Below are 20,035 nucleotides of genomic sequence, written 5' to 3'. Positions count from 1 at the left end.
AATCTGTCGGGGTCTGGTGCTACGTTGACTAGGTAGGAAACAAGTCAACGAAAGGCCCAGGCCCCGTGTTCTTTCTAGATGATGCGTTCATCTTCTCAGCGAGTGACCTGTCAGTCTCCGTTGACTGCAATTACCAGTCCCTGTACCTGCTGGACGTGAAACTCGGCCTGCGTCCCAAGCCTGGCAAGGCACGAGACGAGATGCTGGAACGAACAGCGGTGCTCGGCGACGCCCATGAGCAGAACGTCCTCAAAGACCTGATAGCTGCCTATGGCGAATACGACCCGGCGACGGGAACAGGCGTCAAGCAATTCACTGATCGCCCGCAGATGTCTGCGGCCGGTCTTCGGGCAGCCCACGAGGCGACCATGCACGTGCTTCGCAACGGCGCCGATGTCATTTTCCAGGCAACCTTCTTCGATGGGGCTTTCATTGGCTTTGCCGACTTCCTGGTCCGCCAGGAGGACGGAACCTGGGCCGTATGGGATACCAAGCTCGCCCGCCATGCGAGGGTCAGTGCACTGCTCCAGATCGCAGCCTACGCGGATCAGATGCTGGCAGAGGGGCTCCCCGTGTCCACCTCGGCAACGCTGGTCCTCGGCGACGGGACGCATTCGGTGCATCGGGTTGATGAAGTGCTGCCAGTCTTCCGGGCCCAGCGTGAACGATTCGTGACGATGGTGCAGGAACACCGTGCGGCCAACCAGCCAGTTCGGTGGAACTCCGATGAACTGCGCTTATGCGGCCGTTGCGATTATTGCGAAGAGCAGGCCCAGGAAACCCGCGACCTGCTATTGGTCGCTGGCATGTCCATGGTGCAGCGAGAAAAACTTCGCGCCCGCGGCATTTCCACAATTGACCAGCTCGCCGAGCTAGAAGCTGAACCAGGCACCTCGCTGCACCGTGCCGCGGAGCAGGCCAGAATGCAGCTGGGGCTGGCCCAGAGCGATGGCATGGTCCACGGCGTCTCCTACCGGGTGAAGAACGAAGGCCCGATCTCTTCGCTGCCGCGGCCTGATCAAGGCGACATCTTCTTCGATTTCGAGGGCGACCCGCTCTACCAGGAACCTTCCGACGGCTCCTGGGGCCTGGAATACCTCTTCGGCGTCATCGAATATGACACCGGGGTGCCGGTGTTCAAACCCTTCTGGGCGCATAGCCGCGCCGAAGAACGCCAAGCCTTCCTGGACTTCATTGCCTATGTCGAAGAACGCCGCCAGCGGTTCCCGCGCATGAAGGTCTACCACTATGCGCCCTATGAGAAAACTGCCCTGCGCAAGCTCTCGCAGGTGCATATTGCCGGTGAGGACGAAGTCGACCAGTGGCTGCGTGAGAACCTGCTTGTCGATCTCTACGAGACCGTGCGTAACGCCCTGGTGGTTTCCACCCGCTCATACTCCATCAAGAAGCTTGAACCGTTGTACATGGGAGAGCACCTTCGCTCCGGGGATGTCACCGATGCCGGAGCATCGGTGGTCGCCTATGCCCAGTACATGCAGGCGCGGGATTCGAAGAACGACGGGGCCGCTGAAGCGATCCTCGAGTCGATTGCCGATTACAACGAGTACGACTGCCTTTCCACTTTGCGCTTGCGGGATTGGCTGCTTTCGCTCAGCGATGAGGCGCCTGGCACCCTGCCGGATATGCCTGAGCCAGGCCCGGCCGCAGACGAATACGAGCCCACCGCCGAAGAGCTTAGGCTGCAAAACTACCTTGCGCAGCTTCCCCACGCCCACGCGCTGAGCAACGATGACCGCGCGATCGCGATGGTCGCCGCTGCGACCGGTTACAACCGTCGTGAAAAGAAGCAATTCTGGTGGGAACACTACGACCGCTTGTCCGCGCCAATGGATGATTGGAGCGACGCCCGGGGAGTGTTCATTGTGGACACTGCGGAAGTACTCGAGGATTGGCATAAGGCCACCCCTCGGGCGCGCACCTCTACGCGCGTGACGAGATTGCAGGGAACCTTGGCGGAAGGATCCCTGCTCTCCCCCGGCTCATCAGTGTTCGCCATGTTTGATGCTCCGTTGCCTGAAGGCATGGCCGTTGACGACTCCGTGCGCGGCGGCGCATTCAACGCCACCGTAGTCGAGCTCGGTCCGGGCTGGATTACCATTGCGGAGAAAACCAGCGGCAAGATCCCTGCCTACGGTGCCCATCCATGCGCATTGGCTCCGGATAAGCCGTTGGCGACGATGAGCATCGATGCAGCGCTCAAGGAGATCGCCCAGCGGGTGGGCTCCACCGTACCGGTGCTTCCGGAACGGCCGGGCATCGACATCCTGCGGCGGATTCCGCCACGCCTGAAAACCCTTGCGGCACCGGTGGATCCAGCCCTGGTTGATGGACAGGCGCAGATCTATCCTGCCGTGGTCGAGACGTTGAAGGATCTTGATAATTCCTATCTTGCGGTACAAGGCCCTCCGGGGACCGGCAAGACCTTCGTCGCTTCGCATGTGATCCGTGAACTCGTTGATTACGGATGGAAGATTGGTGTGGTTGCCCAGTCCCATGCAGTGGTCGAAAACGTCCTGCGAAAAGCGGTGGAGGCCGGGGTCGATCCCGAGGCAGTAGCTAAGGAAGTCAAGCACGATGATCCGGTCCCCTGGGCTGGCACGTCCAAGGATTCCTTGACTGAAGTTCTTCACGCATCGGGCGGCGGGCTCATTGGCGGTACTGCCTGGACGCTGACCGGTTCGAAAGTCCCCGCGGATAGCCTGGATTTGCTGGTGATCGATGAGGCCGGGCAGTTCTCACTGGCCAATACCTTGGCGGTTTCACGAGCAGCCCGCAATTTGCTGCTGCTCGGTGATCCCCAGCAGTTGCCCCAGGTCACCCAGGGCACTCATCCGCAGCCGGTGGACGAATCGGCGCTCGGCTGGCTTTCCGGCGGCGAACCCGTGCTGCCAGCCGAATTAGGGTACTTCCTGGCAGCTTCATGGCGAATGCATCCAGCGCTTTGCGCCAAGGTTTCGGCATTGAGCTATGACCACCAGCTGTTCTCGGCAGACGCCGCCGGGTTGCGGCAGCTCGAAGGCACACCGGCCGGGGTCGAGACGGTGTTCGTTGAACATCGAGGCAACACGGTCAGCAGCGCCGAAGAAGCCGGGGCTATTGTCCGATTGGTCCGCGAGCATCTGGGGATGATGTGGAGTCCGGGGGCAGGCATGCCTGCCCGTCCATTGGGCGCCGCTGACATCCTGGTAGTTGCTGCCTACAATGCCCAGGTAAATCTGGTGCGCGATGTCCTCGAAGCTGAAGGCCTATCGGCGGTCAAGGTGGGAACGGTTGACAAGTTCCAGGGACAGGAAGCACCAGTTGTGCTGATGACCATGGCATGTTCCAGCGCCACCGATGCATCGCGTGGCATCGAATTCCTGCTTAACCGCAATCGCATCAACGTTGCGATTTCCCGCGGCCAATGGAAGGCCATCATCGTGCGCAGCGAAAGGCTCACCGATTATCTGCCTTCCAACCCATCGGCGCTCTCGCAGCTCGGTGCATTCATGGCTTTGTAGCTTGATGTTGGATTGGCCCGGTCATTCGCGCGCCGGGTCAATCACATCCTCGACTTTGAAGAAACTTCCCAGGACTGGCCGGTCACCGCGCAGTTCCTTGGCGAACTGCAACCCATCCACATTGATGCGCATCTGCCGCTGGTACTCATCACCCTGCTGCATCCATGTGCGAGTCGTACCGTCAACGCCGTAGAAGTAATCGAACCCCTGGTCCTTGAAGAACTGGTACCGTTCCCCCGCGTAGCGCTGGGTCCGGGCAATATCCGATCCAAAAGGATAGATGTAGTGCCCGGTTTTTCCCACGATCGGTTCAACTTCGGCTTTCCACAGTTTGGTGTCCCGCTTGATCCGATCCATGCTGACCGTCCCAGTGGCAATGTGCCCCCACGAATGGGACGCGAAAACCCAACCGCTGTTCTTCATCGCTTCTGCGATCTCCGCAGCCTTCTTCTGGTCAGCTTCCAAAGTCTTGCTCTGGGGATACTGGCTGGCAGAGGTGCGGTAGCCGAATGCGCCGTTGTATCCGGTCATTGCGATCAGGCCGCGAGCGTCCCGATACGTGAAATCGGGATGTGCCGCTACGAAGTCATCGACCATCGTGGTCACGTCAAAAGCGCCAACCTGCGTTTTTCCCTCCGCATCGACGTATTCGTTGCGGACCTTGCCGTCCTTATCCAGCACCAGCTTGCTGGCGAAGCCATCACCTTCCATGTATTCGTAATAGCTCAGGTCATCGATGGACAGCACCACTGGCTTCTTGCCCTGGGGCAGCATGATATCCCGATACTCCATCTGCCCCTGTTCGTCGAGCGAGGCGAAATCTTCCGGGTTGACCAGGACATAATCACGCGCATACAGCTCGTCGAGGATGGCTGCAAATTCCTTCTGGGTCACCATGTAGTCGGCGTACCCCTGAGAACTGCTGCCTTCGTCAAAGGCCCTGCCGGGATCGACAATCAGCGAATGGAAGAACAGGTGAGGTATGTTGTTCGGCTCTTCCCAAGCTGAAACCTGCCCTTTCTCTTCCTCTAGGCCGCTGGCCATCTGGTTCAGTTGTTCGGCGCTGTCTTTCTTGGCAAGTTTAATCGCCGCGTCATAGTCGTATCCGTCAGCTAGCCGGTTGATCTCGGCTCTCACGCCGTCCACTCGTGCTTCTTCCTGCTCAGCCCTTTCAACGGCAGCAGGATCCGGGGCCGGCGTTGGCGGCTCCTGTGCAGCACTGCACCCGGCAAGGCCCAGCGCCAACCCGAGCGAAATCACCAATCGTGGGTTCTTCAATGGCTGCGACCTCCGTGACCTCCACCGTGCCCGCCAGGCCGGAAGAAAACGAGTTGTCATCTGGTTATTTCGACCCTACACAGGTAGCGCTGGAGGCAACACCCTTTCAGGATGAATTACCGAACTTGAGCGATGTCTAACATTCAGCTTTTAGGGAGCTCACATTTTGGAAGGAGTCCAATGATTTAGAATTGATTGGTTAGGCGTCCCAAAGATCAAGGAAGTACATGCAGCCCTCGCACCGCGCGAATAGTTTGTGGCTTCAGTCCCAGCAGTTCAAAAGCTCGGCAGCGTATCGGCTTCTGACCGCCCAGCCGTGGGCTGTGGCCTTCATCCGCGCAGAGTTCACCGCAGACCGTTCACGGATCGCATTGGAACTTTTCCATGCCTCCTTGGATTCCTTCCTGAAGCAAGCGCGCAAAAGCGATGACCAGATTCCCGCCTCGTATTCGGCCCAGGATTTCGCCGAAACATGGGTCAAACAGGGAATTCTGGCTCGTCCGCTGATTGATGGGCGCTTCGTGTATGAACCCAGTGCGCAGACCCTGCGCACCCTGCGCTACCTGGCGGATTTTTCCACCGACGATTCGCATTTGAACTCGTCTCGCCTGAACACGTTGCTTTCTTCCCTGGAATCGCTGGCCCACGAAACCGATCCGGATCCCGAAGCACGTATCCGTGCCCTCGAATCCCAGATCGCGCTGCGTCAAGCCCAAATCGACCAGCTGCGCAGCGGGGATGACCCGGCGGTGCTTTCTCGCACGACCGCCTTGTCGGCAACACGTTCCGTACTCGATCTGGCATCGAGTTTGCCAGCAGATTTCCGACGCATGCGCGACGGCGTCCAGGATATGCTCCATTCATTGCGTGAAGGCATTCTGGATGCCTCCACAGCCAAGGGCGTAGCTGTGGGCCAGGTTCTTGAAGCTGACCGTCAGTTGCGTTCCACTGCCGAAGGCGAAACCTTCAGCGGATTCACTGAATTCCTGAACTCCCCGGAAGCGCAGCAGCGTTTCCGCGCCGCATTGGCCGAAGTCCTGGACCGCGACTTCGTAGATGATCTGGAAACGCCCGAACGCCAGATCCTCACTAACCTGTTGCGTGAATTGCGCCGCCAGGCAGCTGAAGTCCATGCCTCCTATGGCAAGCTCTCTGAATCCCTGCACGCATTCGTGCAGTCCGAGGACTACAAGCAGGCCGAGCTATTGCGCCAAGCGGTCCGCGAAGCTGAACTGGCGATCAGCAAATCCACGAGCCTGAAACCCCGCAGCGGCTTGGCCCCGATGGAGCTCTTCGCTCCGCAGTTCGTCACCCTTTCCGGTCTTGGAATCTACGACCCATCCGAGCATGTGGCTCCGCCTCCGCTGGCTCAAGCGCCAGAATTCAGCGAAGCCGACATTGTACGAAATCCCTCGACGCCCCAGGCGGACATGCCATTGCTGCGTGCATCGATCACCCGGCATCTGGGCCAGTCCAGTTCCGGTTCGATTCGGTTGGATGAAGTCTTCGAATCCTTGGATGCCGAGCAGCGGCACTTGAATTCCATTCGTGCCCTCGTGGAAATCGGGCGCACCAATGGCGAATCGCTGAACGAGAGCGATCTGCTCAGCATCCATTTCCAGCAACTCGATGGTTCGATGCGAACCGCAATCCTGCCCGCGTTAAGCTTTACGAAGGAGCCGCTATGACCAAGAGCGATTCATACGCCGCACCGATCACCGAACCCTTGTTCGAGGGCGATACCGGGAAGTTCCCGCTGCCGCTGCGCCAGCTGCTGGTCCGGTTGTTGCGCGGCCCGTACCTTGATGGGTCCATCGATGCCTCGGCTTGGCAGCTGCTGCTGGACCAGCAGCAGAGCATCAGCGATTACTTCTCCGAGATCTTCTTGGCACTGCAGCTGGACATGGACCGCAAGATCGCCATGCTTGCCCCCGTCCAGATTGAACAGGTCCACACTTCCCCTATCGCTCCGCGCCGTCCGCTGAAGCGTGATGAAACCCTGCTCGCACTGCGGCTGCGGCTGTTGCTCGAACAGCATTCGGGCAGCGGCAGCGATGCCGTGATTTCGCGTGCGGGCATGCACGAGATCCTGGCCGAGCACCGCCAGACCTCAGACCGCGATGACAAGCGCTTTGCCGAATCCTGCGAAGCTGCGGTCACCCGCCTGCAGGCTCTGCGCCTGCTGGCCGGCACCGAGCTGGAGAACGAGTTCCGCATTTCCCCGGCCCTGGCGATGTCGCTGCCGATCACCAATATCCAGGACATACCACGCTACATCGCGGCAATCAACGCTAATGATCCAGCTTTCAGCCTGGGAGCCGAAGAAGCTGATGACCTCGCAGAGCAGACCCCCGAGTTGGTGCAGGAGTAACCGATGAGCATTGAAATGACTCTCCCGCTGGGCGGGGCACTCAACCCAGGCCAGCATCGTCTGAGCCGGGTACAAATAGTTAACTGGGGAACCTTCCACGGCTTGCATGATCTGGCCGTGGACCGCGCCGGCACCTTGGTCACCGGCCATCCGGGCGTGGGCAAATCCACCTTGTTCGATGCGATGGGCCACGTCTTCTTCGCAACGCCCCGCCTGAACGAATCGGCCAATGACGCGGCCACCCGCGAGGACCGCCGCACCACGTTCTCCTACATGCGCGGGCGCAAGTTCAAAACCAGCGCCGGCACTGTCTACCAGCGCCCCGGCGCGACGTGGAGCGCCATCGTGCTCAGCTACGACGATGGCATGGGCAACACCGTTACAGCCGGCGCGGTCTTCGATCTGCCCGATGCCGGCCTGGAAGGACAGGTCTCCAAGCACTATCTGTTGTGCGAAGGCAAGGTCAATATTGCGGAGCTGGAAAACCACGGCCCGCGCCGCTTCACCGTGTCCTCGCTGTCCAAGGCCCTGGCACCGAGCGAGGCATTCGATACCCACAAGGCGTTCATTGAGCGATTGCGCCGCCGTTTAGGCGTCGAAAGCGATAAGGCCTTTGCCCTGTTGCGCACCTTGCAAAATGGCAAGGGCCTGGCCAAGGGCGTCAACCAGTTCTTCCGCCACGAAGTGCTGGAAGAACCAGCCACGTTGAAGGCCGCGTCCGCAGCAGTGGAAGACTTTGCCCATTTGCGTGGCATCTACCGCCAGCTGGATACCGCCCGCGCCCAGCGTGACGTGCTCGCGCAGGTGCCGGAGCAGGATCAGGCCTACCGTTCCTTGGCTGGACAGATCGCCACCGCCCGGCAATTGCTGGAAAGCGACGTGCACACCCTGGAAACCCAGGTCCGCCAGCTGGTGCTGCGCAATGACCTGAACTCCCACGAATCGGAGCTAGCCAAGCTCAAGGCCGAAGAGGCCGAGCTGCGGCAGCGCAAGGAAAAGCTCGATGACCAGCTGGCGTCGCTGGAGGCTGCCCACGACTCTGCAGGCTCTGCTTCCCTGATGCTGCTGGAGCGCGAGGCCGATGTGGCTCGCAAGGCGTTGAGCGAGAAGGAGAACGCCATCCGGACCCTGCAGCAGCAGGCCTCGGATGCTGGCTTGGCCTTCGAATTCTCAGCCACCGGCCTGGATGAGCTGCGGGCCAACGCGGCACGTACCTTGCAGCAGCTCAGCACGATTACGCATGATGCCCAGACCGTTGAGTACGAGGCCATGGCCACCTTGGTCAACCTGCGCAAGCGCGCAGAAACGTTGGCTGACCAGATCCGCTCCTACCAGCGCCGGGCCAGCAATATCGATGACCGTTCGATAGCCGCCCGCCGAGCCATCGCTTCGGCCTGCTCGCTCAAGGAAGAACAGCTTCCGTTCGCTGGCGAGCTCATGGATGTCTCGGCCGATGCCGGTACCTGGCGTTTGGCCGCTGAAAAGGCCTTGCACTCCTTGGCCCGCACCCTGCTGGTTCCCGGGGAGCTGCTCACCCAAGTCACCCACGCCATTGATCAACTCGACGGCTTGGGCCGCGTGCGGTGGAGCGACATTTCCCAGCCGCCGCGCACCGCTGAAGCCGGCCCGGCAGACCTGGTGGCCAAGCTGGACTTCGCGCCCGGCGAAGCCGGGGCCTGGCTGAAGGCGAAGATCACCGCCGACTACCCATTGGCCTGTGTTGAGAACGATGCAGCCATGCATGTGCACCCCAAGGCGATAACCCCGGCCGGCACCATCAAATCAGGAACCGGAAGCTTCGAGCGCGATACCCGCACGTTGCCTGCTTCCGAGTACCTGCTGGGCTTCACCAACGAGTCGAAGATTGCCGAGTTGCAGTCCAAAGCGGCACGGTTGGATGAGAAAATCGTCCAGGCCCACCAGGCTGCCGATGAACGCAGTGCGGCGAAGAACAAGATCGTGGCCAAAACCCAGCTCTTGCAGGCCCTCATTGCCGATGAGCGGACTTTTGGCCAGTTCGACGCGTCCGAGGCACTGGAAGCGTTGCGCCGCAGCGAGCAGAAGCTCGGCGATGCCTTGGCATTGTCCGGGGATTCCTCCCGGGTTCGCCAGCAAATCGAAACGGCGAAGGCCGAGGCAGAAACCCTGGTCGGGGACCTCGCACTGGTTCGTTCACGCATTGCAGATCTTGGCTTGCAGGTGCAGCGTGCGCAGCAGATCCTGTCCACCAGCGATGACTTGGGGACCGGATGGGAGCAGAGCATCCCGTCCGCGCTGCGCCAGCATCAGCTGCTTGGCCCGGTTCTCCAGCAAGTGATTGCAGGGAACTGCCCTGCCAGTGAACAAATCAGCGAAGCCTTTGCCGAGGTCAAGCTCCAGTTGGGCAGCCAGGTCAACTCCTTGCAGTCGCAGCGCCAGGAAATCGGTGGCGCGCTGAGCGAAACCTTCCGTCGTTTTGCCCGAGAATTCGGCACCTCGCACGCGCAGACCCATGGCACCACCGCTGAAGCAGCTGAGCACTACGCGCAGCTGCACGACCAGATCGTGGCCGACGGCCTGCCGCACCATGAGGCGCAGTTCCGCGAATACTTCGCGAACCGTTCCTATGAACGCTTCAGCGACCTCTTGCAGTTGCTGGATGAAGAGCGCCGGATGATCTCCGAACGCATCAAGCCGCTGAACCAGATTCTGGCAGAGGTGACTTTCGAGCATGGGTCGGTCCTTCGCTTGGAAGCAGTAAATGCGATTCCAGTTGAGGCCGGTACCTTCCGCAAGGACCTGAAGGACGCATTGCAGGAGGCTTACACCACCAAGGACGAATCCACCTTGGCCAGCTCCTACCAAGCGCTGGAGGCACTGGTTACCGCACTCAGCGACCCGGCGATGGCTTCATGGCGTTCGACCGTGCTCGATGTCCGCCAGCATGTGATGATCAGCTGCAATGAGCACAAGCCCAATGGGGAGATTGAGACCGGCTTGGAACCCGGGACGCTCTCCGGCGGCGAAGGCCAGCGCTTCACATCCTTCATCATGGGTGCTGCCCTGGCCTACCAGCTGGGCTTCGCTTCAGCCGGGTTCACTTCCTACGGCACGGTAATGATCGACGAGGCGTTCATTCAAGCCAACTCCGAATATGCAGCGGCAGGCATACGCGCGTTGCAGGAGTTCGGTTTCCATCTGGTGCTCGCGGCCCCCGAGGACAAGATCGATTTGAGCCGCCATCTGGGATCCATCACGGATATCATCAAGCACCCTGGCTCCAATATCTCAGGCTTCGTGACCACCGGCCGTTCCCCGGCCATGGCCACAACGATTACCCTGCGCAGCTGAACATCCAGAACAAGGCACGAGGTCCAGAATTCGCCATAGCGAGTTCTGGACTTCGTGCTTTGGTGCTTCGCCTCTAGACCATGCTGCGCTGCACGCGTTCAGGGATCATGACCACCCGCGGGGACAGCTCTTGGGGTGCGAAGCCTGGATCGATGCACTGCTTCCAATACCTGAGGTGCACCTTGTCGATTTCATGTGCAGAGTCCTGCACCGCGGCACCGCCCTCGCCTTGGATGCTGTACCAGTAGAGGTAGTCGACGCCATCCAGGGTTTCGCTGAAGATCGTCTCCACGTATATCTTTTCGCCTTCCAGGGTTTCAAGCACCGCGGGCATATTGCTGTTCAGGAATTCCAGCCATTCATCAGCTAGCGCTGATTTGCCTGGCAGAACTCGGAATCGAGTGAGTTCAATTTTCATGTCTACAGCCTATGGGCTTGAGCCGCACCTGCGGAAAAGACAGTGGTCCTGAAAGCCTTGGCTTTCAGGACCACTGTCTTTGGCTGGCTACCGGCTATTCGACGGCCAATCCTTCAACCGGCGACAACTTTGCGGCGCGGCGGCCCGGAGTCACCGATGCCAAGAGCGCTGCCACGATGCTGATCAGCAGGACCAGTGCGAGCTGCCACCATGGGATCTCGTAGGTCATCGTTCCCATGGACGCGAGTGCCGAGCGGGCTCCAAGCAGGCCATAGGCCACGCCCAGCACCAAGCCGAGCAGGGCTGCAACGCCGCCAATCAGTACCGCTTCGGTTGCCAGCATGCCGCGCAGCTGCTTCTTCTTCAGGCCCAGGGCACGAAGCAGGGAATTCTCCCGGGTGCGTTCCAGGATCGAGAGGCTGAGCGTGTTGGCTACGCCGATCAGGGCGATCAGCACGGCCACTGCCAGCAAGGCAGAGACAATCATCAGCAGCACGTCAATGATCTGGGAGAACATCGACTTCATCACCACACCGCCATTGATCATTGATGATTCAACGCCGGTGATGGCAGAAACCTTGGTGACCAGTTCGTTGACGCTCGCTGCGTTGACGTCGGAATCCACCTTGATCAGGATCCCCGAGTACTGATTGGCTTCATCGATTTCCAGCTTGCTGAAAGTCTGCTCGGTGACGATATTTCCTGAGAGCATGGCCTCGGAATTCTTCACTGCCAGCGTTTGCCCGCCAACTTCCATCGTCGGATTTTCGGGACTACCCAGCACATAGACGATTTCGCCATCTGCCGGCACGATATTCGGGTCCAGTGCAACGTCAGCGAAGCTCGTGGGATCAACGGACATGATCTCGGCGTTGAACATTTCATCGGTCCCCATGTCCACATCCGCATATCCGGAGGTGAAGCTGGAGCTGGCGGTAATCCCGTCCACGCCATTGATTTGCTCAAGCATGTTCTTGGTCTCGGCGCCTGAAACTTGGCGGTCATAGAAGGAGACCATCATGTCGACCGGGAATTCTGCGGCCACAGCGTTGTTCAAGCTGGCCTTGGCGGTCTGGCCGCCGACCATGATCATGGACACCAAGGTCACCCCGATCAGCAGTGCCGTTGCCGTCGCGGTGGTTCGGCCCGGGTTGCGCACGGCGTTCAGGGCCGCGAGCTTTCCCGCCGTCGATTTGCCAGCCACGGCCTTGCCGATCCCGGAAACGCTGCTCGGCACGAACAGCGAAGCCAGCATCAGGATCCCCGGGAAGGAAACCAGGCCGCCCAGGAAGGCGACTACCAGATCCCCCTGGATCGCGCCGTAGGCCAGCAAGCTGGCGCCGGCCACGACGAACAGCGATCCGAAGATGATCCGGGCTTTGCCGGCACGGTTCTTCACGCTGGCAGCGTCGAAGGGGCGCAAGGCCGCCAGCGGTGCGAGTTTCATCGCCCGTCGAGCCGGCAGGCTCGCTGCGAACACAGTCATCAGCACGCCGACGAGAATTGGGATGGCCAATCCCTGCGGGGTCAGGGCCAACGCCGCATAGGACATCTCCGGCACCATCACGTGCAGCAGCTGGATCAGGCCCGCCATCAGTGCGACGGCTAGCAAGACACCGAGAATCGAGGCAAGAATGCCAATGAGCAGTGCTTCGATGAGCACCGAGCTTCGAATCTGCTTGCGCTTGGCGCCCAGGATGCGCAGCAGTGCCAGTTCGCGGGTGCGCTGGGCAATGACTACGGCAAAGGTATTGACCACAACCAGCCCGGTGACCACCAGTGCAATCAGTGCGAAGACCAGCAGGATCACGCTGAGTTGGTCGGTGCCTCCGGTGAACTGGGCGACTTCGTTCAAGACCTTCTCATCGGCGGTCACCACCGCCATGTCAGCCATCTTCTTGCCGGTAAACAGCTTCTCCAGCTCTGCCTTCAATGACTCGTCGGAGCCGTCGCCATTGACCACGATTTCGGTGATCAGCGCTTGGCCGCCGGAAAAGTGCTGCCACGCTTTCTCGCTCATGCCGGCCAAGGCGTAGGCCGAGGTCCGCGGGTTGGTGGTCGAGCGCTGGATGCCCACGATGTTGTAGTTCGCCGGCGAGATCGCGCCATTTTCCAGAGCCACGACGTCCCCGATGGACACGCCCATTTCCTTGGCATGGGAAGCATCGATGATGATTTCGTTGGAACCTTGGGGCGCCCGGCCCTCAATTAATTCCATGCCGCCCAGCCCCTGGTCGGGATTTACTGGCTGTGCGGACACGCCGTAGCTGTTGTCCGCCGTGCGCAGCAGGCCATCGGCGTAGGCCAGGCCATAGGCGGTGGAAACTTCAGGCAGGTTCCGGACATCTGCGATGTCCTTGAGGCTCAGCTCGGTCAACTCCTCGGCGCCGGGAACCAGGTCCCAATCGGGGTAGGCGACCAGATCGGCGTTCTTGTAGGCGTCTCCGAGCGAATTCTTCAGTGTCGCCTGGGTGGATGAGTTCACCGAAAGCGTTGCGGCAAGAAAGGCGGTGCCGATGGCCACAGCCAGGATGACGGCGATATATCGCCGTGCATAGGTCTTGATATTCGAAAGTGCTACGTGCAGCATTGCTTACTCCGCCAAGGAGGCCAGGGCCTCGGTTACGGTAGCCACGGTTGGCTCCTGGATGGATCCGACAATCGTGCCGTCCTTCATCAGCAAGACATTGTCTGCATAGGACGCGGCCACCGGGTCGTGGGTGACCATGATGATGGTCTGGCCCATTTCACGGGTGGACGTGCGCATCAAGGACAGCACTTCGGCGCCGGTACGCGAGTCGAGGTTGCCGGTCGGCTCGTCGCCGAAGACCACTTCCGGCCGGGTGAGCAGTGCTCGGGCTACCGCGACACGTTGCTGCTGGCCGCCGGAAAGTTCATGCGGTTTGTGGTTCAGGCGGTCGCCCAGGCCGAGCGCCTGGATGACGGTGTTGAACCAGTCGCGATCGTGCTTCTTGCCGGCCAGCGACAATGGCAGCAGGATGTTGTCCTTGGCGGTGATGGTTGGCACGAGGTTGAAAGACTGGAAGACAAAGCCGATCTGCTCGCGGCGCATCTCGGTCAGCTGGTCATCGCTCAGCTCCAGCAGGTTCTTGCCGCCGATGATGATTTCGCCGGAGTCGGCGGTATCAAGTCCAGCCAGGCAGTGCATCAGCGTGGATTTTCCGGAGCCCGATGGGCCCATGATGGCGGTGAAGCGGGATCGTTCGAAGGAAACGTTTACGTCGCGAAGGGCCTCAACCCGGGTGCTGTCATGCCCGTAGGTCTTGGTCAAGCCGCGGGCAGCGACCGCATTTTCGGTTTTTGGCAGAGTCTCAGAAGTCATATTAGAAATACTACAAAGCGCCTAGCCAAACCCGCATCCACCATCAGGACCTAGTTTCCCGTGGGTGCGTCATACCAAGGTATGAGCAAATTCGCGGACGCTCTGCCCCCGCAGGTTACCGATTAGCAGCCATGTTCGCGTTCGGTTTTCTGGTGCGATGCCGGCTCAATCTGGAAGGTCGAGTGCTCAACGCTCACGGTGAAATGATCTGCCACGCACTGCTGCAAATCCCGCAGCAGCCCACCGGCTACCCCAGCGGAGAACATCGAGTCCTCGACCACCACATGGGCGGTGAGCACCGGAAGGTTGGAGGCAATCTGGCTGGCGTGCAGATCGTGCACCGCAATCACCCCGGGCAATGCCTCCAAATGCGCTTTGACCCCGAGCAGGTCCAGGCCCCTAGGCGTGGATTCGAGCAGGATGTGGGTGGTTTCCCCCAGCAGTTTCATGGCCCGGGGAACGATCAGGGCGCTGATCACCAGGGCTGCCACGGAGTCGGCGCGCATCCATCCGGTGTAGGTGATAACCAGCGCGGCGATGATAACGGCAACCGAGCCCAGCGCGTCGTTGACTACTTCCAGGAAAGCCGCACGCATATTGAGGTTGCTATTGCGTCCGGCGGAAATGATCCACATGGAGATGACGTTGCCCAATAGGCCGATGATGCCGAAGGCCAGCAGTCCCTCCGGTTGGACCTCTGCAGGGGTGAAGAGCCGCCGCACGGCGTCGATGGCCGCATAGATGCCCACAGCCAGCAGCAACGCCGATTGGAAGGTGGCGGAGAGGACTTCTGCGCGGCGGAATCCCCAGGTGCGCTTGGTCGTTGGCTTGCGCATGATCAGGTTGGCAGCGGTCAGAGCCAGCAATAGCCCCAGGGTATCGGTCAGCATATGCGCTGCGTCGACCAGCAAGGCCAGCGAGTTGGTGACGATAGCGCCAACAACCTCGGCGACGAGGATTGTAGCGGTGATGGCGAAGGCCCAGGCCAGGCGGGTTCGGTTTGCTCCGGAATGATCATGGGAGTGCCCGTGAGAGTGATCGTGTCCCAAGTTCAGCCTTTCTTCGGATCCATGCTGTGCGCTTCTTCCCAATGGTGATGGGATGCCTCTTGCGGCAGAAGCGCCGAGGCGGCAGCGGTCAATGCGTCAAGTGCTTCGCTCTGGCCCAGCGAGTAGATGCTGGCCCGGCCCTGGCTTCGGACGTGCACCAGGCCGGTGTCCTTCAGGCAGGACAGATGCGCGCTGACCGTGCTTTGGGCAAGGCCCAAATGCTCGGTCAGTTCCCTGACCTTATGCTCCCCGGTGCGCAGATGGTCCAGAATCAGCAGCCGCGCCGGGTCAGCGAGCGCGTGGAAGAGCGCAGCGAACTGGAGCTTGCCGCTGCGGATTTCCGATGCATCGATATCTGACTCTATTATCGCCATATAACGATGATAGGTGACTTTGCCGCGAAACGGAACGTTGCATGGCCAACTGCGCATCGCGATGGATGGCAAGATGAAAATATGACTGAAGATCTCATCGTTGGCGAAGACGGATTGGCGCGCCCTCGCTGGGCCGCCTCGAATGACATGCTCCGCACGTACTACGACGCCGAATGGGGCATGCCGATCACCTCCGAAGAGGGACTTTTCGAGCGGCTGAGCCTTGAGTGCTTCCAGTCAGGCCTGTCCTGGGCCATCATCCTTTCCAAGCGTGAGTCGTTCCGCCGCGCTTTCGAGCACTTCAATCCCGAGAAGGTCGCATTATTTACCGAGGACGATTTCAATCGCCTGATGGAAGACGCCGGGATCGTGCGCAATAGGCTCAAGATCCGCGCAACGATCGCCAACGCAGAAGCGACCCTGATGCTGCGCGAAGAGGGCGGCCTCTCGGATTTCGTGTGGTCCTTCAAGCCGGAACAGACCCCGGCTCCGCGTAATTTCACTGAAGTACCCACGCAAAGCCCCGAGTCCAAGGAACTGGCCAAGGCGCTGAAGAAGCGGGGTTTTAAGTTCGTGGGCCCGACCACCATGTACGCGTTGATGGAAGCCATCGGCATGGTCGATACCCATCTGGTCGGATCGCACCGCCGCGGCACTTCCGGCATTTGGGCCTGAGGTCATGGAACTGCGCCTACCGGCAACGGGAATTCTGGACGTCGGCCACGCACTGGCAGTCCTGGAATTGCATTCACTGCCTGCCCAGGAGCGGCTGGATGCCGCTGCGGCCCAGGTGCACCGCGTCCTGCAGCTGGACGGGAACCTGGTTGAAGTTTCATTGAGCCTGGATCCTGCAGGCGTATCGCTCACCCACGACGCCCCGGCTGAATCCATTGCGCGCCTCACGGAGATCATCAACCATTGGCTTGGACTGCAGCAAGACACCACAGCTGCTTATGAAGCGCTCCAGGCCCTTCCTTGCTACCAGCCGCTCGCGATGGCTTACCCCTCCTTGCGGCTCATCAGCTACCCGGATACTTTCGAGGCCCTGGCCACCACGATCATTGGACAGCAGGTGTCCTTGGCGGCGGCACGGACCCTCGGCGGGCGCTACGTCGGCGCATTGGGCCAGCAGCATGGCTCGGGCCTTCGGGCTTTCCCCACAGCGGCCTCAACGGCCGCCTGCACGCCTGGGGAATTGCGCGCAATCATTCGCTGCCCGTTGCCGCGGGCAACGGCGCTGCACGCGGTAGCCGAATGGTTCGAGCACAGTGGAAAGTTCCTGCTCGGAGACGTGCCGGCATTCCTGGAGCAGCTCCAAGGGCTGCGCGGCGTGGGGCCATGGACGCGCAATTACCTTGCCCTGCGGGGTTTGCGGGATCCAGAGATCTTCCTGGAGTCGGATCTGGTAGTTCGCCGAGCCATGAGCAAGCTTCATGATCGCGGTGTCGCTGTGGCGCCTCCACCGAAGGGTGCGGGCTACCTGGCCACGTTGCTGCTGTGGTCCTTCGACGCCGCCAAGCTGTAGCAACGAGAAAGGGAGCTTATCAAGGTGTGCAATCCTGATAAGCTCCCTTTTCGACGAATCGGCCGACTGAGCAAGTCAGCCGATTCTCCATTCCCCTTATTCAAGCCGGCTACGCCGCTCGCTGCTTCGAGGTGAGCAGCCCCGGCAAGCAGCGAACTAGCCGATAAATATCGGTCAAGCTTGACGCTTCTCCCGACCACACACGGGAGAAGCTCTGGAATAAGCATATCCTAAGAACTAGTAATAACGTCAAGCCCTGTTTGCGTAATTTTTCAATTTATTCCTTAGGTCGCTCTAACTTGCTCGATTTTGTCCGCGCCAAAAGACTAGTCGGCGAAGATCTTGCCAACTTCCGTACGCTTCTCGGCCTGGAATGCATCTTCTGCACGGCCAAAGGCCCAGTAGGCAGAGAGCGACATGTCGCGGCGGTCCACGCCATGCTCGTCATAGAAGTATGCGCGCAGCTTCTTCATGACTTCGCGCTCACCGTGGGCAAAGACCTGCACCCGGCCCTCGGGCCATGGAATCCCCCGGACCACGGACTCCAGGATCGTGGTTTCAGGGGAGAATTCGGCACCGCGGTGAATCCAGCGAATTTCCACGCCAGCCGGCGCCTGCAATTGCATTTCGTCAGCCTCGTCGGCAACTTCGATGACCACCAGGCCCCGCATCTGCGGGGCCATGGACTCCAAGGAGGCCGCAATGGCGGGAATGGCAGTTTCATCTCCGGCAAAGAAGTGGAAATCGAATTCATCCTTGGGGACAAACATTCCGCCCGGGCCCGAGAAGCAGATCGATGAGCCGATCTGCGCGTCACGCGCCCAAGGGCCTGCTAGGCCCTCATCGCCATGGACCACGAAATCGACCTCGATGGTTCCCGCCTGCATATCGCTGCGGCGCACGGTATAGGTACGGCGAACCGGCAGATCCTCGGGAGCCAGCCGCTCACGCAGCGCTTCCATGTCATAAGGCAATTCAAGGCCCAGTTCCGGCTTCGCGAACAGGAACTTAACGTAGCGGTCGGTCACCGGCTTGTCTGCGAAATCGCAGATGCCTGGACCGCCAAGGGTGAGCCGCACCAGATGAGGTGCGATATTCTCGCGCTTGAGGACCTGCAGGAGGACCTGGGGGCGCGCAGGTCGGCCTCCAGTTTGCGGGCGATCACCAGCCGGCTGGGACACAAAATCACTTCCTGTCTTAATAAGGGTAGATAGATCAATCCTAATTGACGGGAGCGCAAGTGGTTACTTCGGGAAGGTCGGAGGACCTTCATATGCACTGAGCGCCGCGCGTTCTCCGGGGCTCAAACGCTGCACCCGCGAGGACACCGGGTCGAAATAAGCCAACGTAGTGGAGGCCTTGACGCACAAATAGTCCTCCACCGGGTCACGGAACTCGTAGCAGATATCAAAGCTGGCAGGCTTGACATTGGCAACCCAGAGATCGACATTGACCGGCACGTTGCGGTATTCCAACGGGCGGGAATACCGCACCCGATGCTCGACAACGAGGATCTGGGTTCCGGCAGGCACTGCAGAGAAGATATCGGCCTGCGGCTGCGAGCCTGGCGCGCCGGTGCCACCGGGCACGCCAAAGCCGGCGATTCGCGCTTCCTCCATTAACCGGATCAGATTGACATTGTTGACATGGCCGTAAGCATCCATGTCGCCCCAGCGCATAGGGACCTGCACCCGCAGGATGCTTTCTTCCATGGCTAATCTTCCTTCAGCAGGTTTGCGCCGTCATTGCCCACGATCCCCAACTTGGCCAGCTCCCGAAGGATCCGGGCTCCGTCCGGCTCGTAGACCCAACGCACCCCGGGGGTGGTTCGGCGCAGCTCATGCGAACGTCCGCCGGCTAGCACCGCTTCCGAAGGGGTCAGCTGGCGGATCACAATAGCCCGGACCAATTCGGGATAGCGGCGCGCGAACTCGGCATAAATGGCCGGATCATGCTGACCGTCATCGCCGATGAGCACCCACGAAATGTGCGGGAACTCTTCGGCCAGGCGGCGCAGCTGGTCAACCTTGTGCTGCATTCCGCTGCGGAACCAGGAACGGTCTGTTGGCCCCCAGTCGGTGAGCAGCAAGGGCCCCTTCGGGTACAGGTTGCGCGAGATGAAGCGCTGCAGGGTCTGCGCGACATTCCATGCGCCGGTGGAAAGGTAGATGGTCGGAGCTCCCGGATGCTCAAGCAGCACCTTCTGGAGCATCACCGCCATCCCGGGGGTCGCCACGCGGGCATGCTCGGAGAGCACAAAGGAGTTCCACGCCGCCAGCATGGGGCGCGGCAGCGCGGTGACCACGACGGTGTCATCCACGTCGCTGATCACCCCGAACTTCTGCGCCTGGTCGATAACGAGAATCTTCGCCTGCGCGGCATCGCCGTTGTGGGCATGAAGCCGGATCTCATTCCAGCCCGCGGGCAGGTCGACTACCAGCTTCACATCAATGACGCCGCCACGGTCAGCCTGGACCTCGAAGCGCTGGTCGCCAACGTCAATGCTGACCTTGCCGCCGGGAAGGATCGGGGAAATGAAATTGCGGAAACCGCGAATGCCATCGGCAATGACCTGGGCTTGGTGCTGCCCGTCTTCAAAGGCGCCGGGCTTGGCCAGCACAACGCGGGCGAAGACGCGAATCCAGCCGCCGCTCGGTCCGGTAGAGCCATATCCCACATAGGGAAGGATTACCGCTTGGTGGCCGATGGCCAGGGCGCGCCGTGCACGCCAACGATGCACTCCGTCTTCCATTCGCGAAGCTACATGCCGGGCATCGCCATCAGCCGAAATATGACTCATAGCCCCAGTCTTTCATGTCGACCGCC

15 protein-coding genes are annotated in these 20,035 nt (G+C 60.5%); 6 read left to right on the top strand and 9 right to left on the bottom strand.

Features of this window, described 5'->3' with window-relative positions:
- Positions 1-65: 65 nt before the first annotated feature.
- Positions 66-3,521 carry a TM0106 family RecB-like putative nuclease gene (locus tag ACWICV_RS10590; RefSeq protein WP_400291449.1) on the top strand — a complete coding sequence of 1,152 codons (3,456 nt, stop codon included), beginning with the start codon at positions 66-68 and terminating at the stop codon, positions 3,519-3,521.
- 21 nt (positions 3,522-3,542) lie between these two features.
- On the opposite strand, the gene ACWICV_RS10585 is transcribed toward ACWICV_RS10590, so the two are convergent.
- Complete coding sequence (locus tag ACWICV_RS10585; RefSeq protein WP_400291451.1) at positions 3,543-4,799, bottom strand: polysaccharide deacetylase family protein; 1,257 nt, start codon at positions 4,797-4,799, stop codon at positions 3,543-3,545.
- 227 nt (positions 4,800-5,026) lie between these two features.
- On the opposite strand from ACWICV_RS10585, the gene ACWICV_RS10580 reads away from it, so the two are divergent.
- The 3 genes from ACWICV_RS10580 to ACWICV_RS10570 are packed head-to-tail and all read left to right on the top strand — an operon-like array spanning position 5,027 to position 10,500.
- Positions 5,027-6,487, top strand: a complete 1,461-nt coding sequence (locus ACWICV_RS10580) for a DUF3375 domain-containing protein (RefSeq protein ID WP_105661626.1) — start codon at positions 5,027-5,029, stop codon at positions 6,485-6,487.
- The gene (locus tag ACWICV_RS10575) at positions 6,484-7,170 is read left to right on the top strand and encodes a DUF4194 domain-containing protein (protein WP_454090994.1); all 687 of its coding nucleotides are present in this window, start codon (positions 6,484-6,486) and stop codon (positions 7,168-7,170) included. Before ACWICV_RS10580 ends, ACWICV_RS10575 begins: the two co-directional genes overlap by 4 nt.
- A gap of 3 nt (positions 7,171-7,173) precedes the next feature.
- A complete protein-coding gene (locus ACWICV_RS10570; protein WP_454090993.1) occupies positions 7,174-10,500 on the top strand; it encodes an ATP-binding protein in 3,327 nt (1,108 codons plus the stop codon).
- Between the two features lie 73 nt (positions 10,501-10,573).
- On the opposite strand, the gene ACWICV_RS10565 is transcribed toward ACWICV_RS10570, so the two are convergent.
- The 5 genes from ACWICV_RS10565 to ACWICV_RS10545 all read right to left on the bottom strand — a co-directional run bounded on the left by ACWICV_RS10565 (position 10,574) and on the right by ACWICV_RS10545 (position 15,684).
- Positions 10,574-10,918, bottom strand: coding sequence for a DUF6176 family protein (locus tag ACWICV_RS10565; protein ID WP_400291457.1), 345 nt, complete (start codon positions 10,916-10,918; stop codon positions 10,574-10,576).
- Positions 10,919-11,012: 94 nt separating this feature from the next.
- Complete coding sequence (locus ACWICV_RS10560) at positions 11,013-13,508, bottom strand: ABC transporter permease (RefSeq protein ID WP_400291458.1); 2,496 nt, start codon at positions 13,506-13,508, stop codon at positions 11,013-11,015.
- Between the two features lie 3 nt (positions 13,509-13,511).
- Positions 13,512-14,261 carry an ABC transporter ATP-binding protein gene (locus ACWICV_RS10555; protein ID WP_105657341.1) on the bottom strand — a complete coding sequence of 250 codons (750 nt, stop codon included), beginning with the start codon at positions 14,259-14,261 and terminating at the stop codon, positions 13,512-13,514.
- Positions 14,262-14,383: 122 nt separating this feature from the next.
- Complete coding sequence (locus tag ACWICV_RS10550) at positions 14,384-15,310, bottom strand: cation diffusion facilitator family transporter (RefSeq protein ID WP_332730885.1); 927 nt, start codon at positions 15,308-15,310, stop codon at positions 14,384-14,386.
- 2 nt (positions 15,311-15,312) lie between these two features.
- Entirely contained in the window at positions 15,313-15,684 is a 372-nt protein-coding gene (locus ACWICV_RS10545; protein WP_332487663.1) for an ArsR/SmtB family transcription factor, read from the bottom strand.
- Positions 15,685-15,765: 81 nt separating this feature from the next.
- Between ACWICV_RS10545 and ACWICV_RS10540 the strand changes: the two genes are divergently transcribed.
- Both ACWICV_RS10540 and ACWICV_RS10535 read left to right on the top strand, forming a co-directional pair.
- A complete protein-coding gene (locus ACWICV_RS10540) occupies positions 15,766-16,359 on the top strand; it encodes a DNA-3-methyladenine glycosylase I (protein WP_105657338.1) in 594 nt (197 codons plus the stop codon).
- A 4-nt stretch (positions 16,360-16,363) separates the two neighbouring features.
- The gene (locus ACWICV_RS10535) at positions 16,364-17,209 is read left to right on the top strand and encodes a DNA-3-methyladenine glycosylase family protein (RefSeq protein WP_400291461.1); all 846 of its coding nucleotides are present in this window, start codon (positions 16,364-16,366) and stop codon (positions 17,207-17,209) included.
- A gap of 326 nt (positions 17,210-17,535) precedes the next feature.
- Here the strand turns inward: ACWICV_RS10535 and ACWICV_RS10530 are convergent, their stop codons facing one another.
- The 3 genes from ACWICV_RS10530 to ACWICV_RS10520 form a co-directional block, all read right to left on the bottom strand.
- Positions 17,536-18,390 carry a siderophore-interacting protein gene (locus ACWICV_RS10530; protein ID WP_105657336.1) on the bottom strand — a complete coding sequence of 285 codons (855 nt, stop codon included), beginning with the start codon at positions 18,388-18,390 and terminating at the stop codon, positions 17,536-17,538.
- 63 nt (positions 18,391-18,453) lie between these two features.
- Positions 18,454-18,921 (bottom strand): acyl-CoA thioesterase, encoded by a 468-nt coding sequence (locus ACWICV_RS10525; RefSeq protein ID WP_105661618.1) that lies wholly within the window; start codon positions 18,919-18,921, stop codon positions 18,454-18,456.
- Positions 18,922-18,923: 2 nt separating this feature from the next.
- A complete protein-coding gene (locus ACWICV_RS10520; RefSeq protein ID WP_400291463.1) occupies positions 18,924-20,009 on the bottom strand; it encodes an App1 family protein in 1,086 nt (361 codons plus the stop codon).
- Positions 20,010-20,035: the final 26 nt, after the last annotated feature.

It is taken from the genome of Glutamicibacter sp. NPDC055354 (genome assembly GCF_053644955.1).
The sequence above is the reverse complement of the archived record's forward strand: the minus strand, read 5'-3'. Positions and strand labels throughout refer to the sequence as shown.

Coding starts and splice junctions, on each gene's coding strand:
- ACWICV_RS10580 (WP_105661626.1), top strand. CDS start 5,027: ATGCAGCCCTCGCACCGCGCGAATAGTTTGTGGCTTCAGTCCCAGCAG.
- ACWICV_RS10520 (WP_400291463.1), bottom strand. CDS start 20,009: ATGAGTCATATTTCGGCTGATGGCGATGCCCGGCATGTAGCTTCGCGA.
- ACWICV_RS10545 (WP_332487663.1), bottom strand. CDS start 15,684: ATGGCGATAATAGAGTCAGATATCGATGCATCGGAAATCCGCAGCGGC.
- ACWICV_RS10565 (WP_400291457.1), bottom strand. CDS start 10,918: ATGAAAATTGAACTCACTCGATTCCGAGTTCTGCCAGGCAAATCAGCG.
- ACWICV_RS10525 (WP_105661618.1), bottom strand. CDS start 18,921: ATGGAAGAAAGCATCCTGCGGGTGCAGGTCCCTATGCGCTGGGGCGAC.
- ACWICV_RS10555 (WP_105657341.1), bottom strand. CDS start 14,261: ATGACTTCTGAGACTCTGCCAAAAACCGAAAATGCGGTCGCTGCCCGC.
- ACWICV_RS10535 (WP_400291461.1), top strand. CDS start 16,364: ATGGAACTGCGCCTACCGGCAACGGGAATTCTGGACGTCGGCCACGCA.
- ACWICV_RS10560 (WP_400291458.1), bottom strand. CDS start 13,508: ATGCTGCACGTAGCACTTTCGAATATCAAGACCTATGCACGGCGATAT.
- ACWICV_RS10570 (WP_454090993.1), top strand. CDS start 7,174: ATGAGCATTGAAATGACTCTCCCGCTGGGCGGGGCACTCAACCCAGGC.
- ACWICV_RS10540 (WP_105657338.1), top strand. CDS start 15,766: ATGACTGAAGATCTCATCGTTGGCGAAGACGGATTGGCGCGCCCTCGC.
- ACWICV_RS10575 (WP_454090994.1), top strand. CDS start 6,484: ATGACCAAGAGCGATTCATACGCCGCACCGATCACCGAACCCTTGTTC.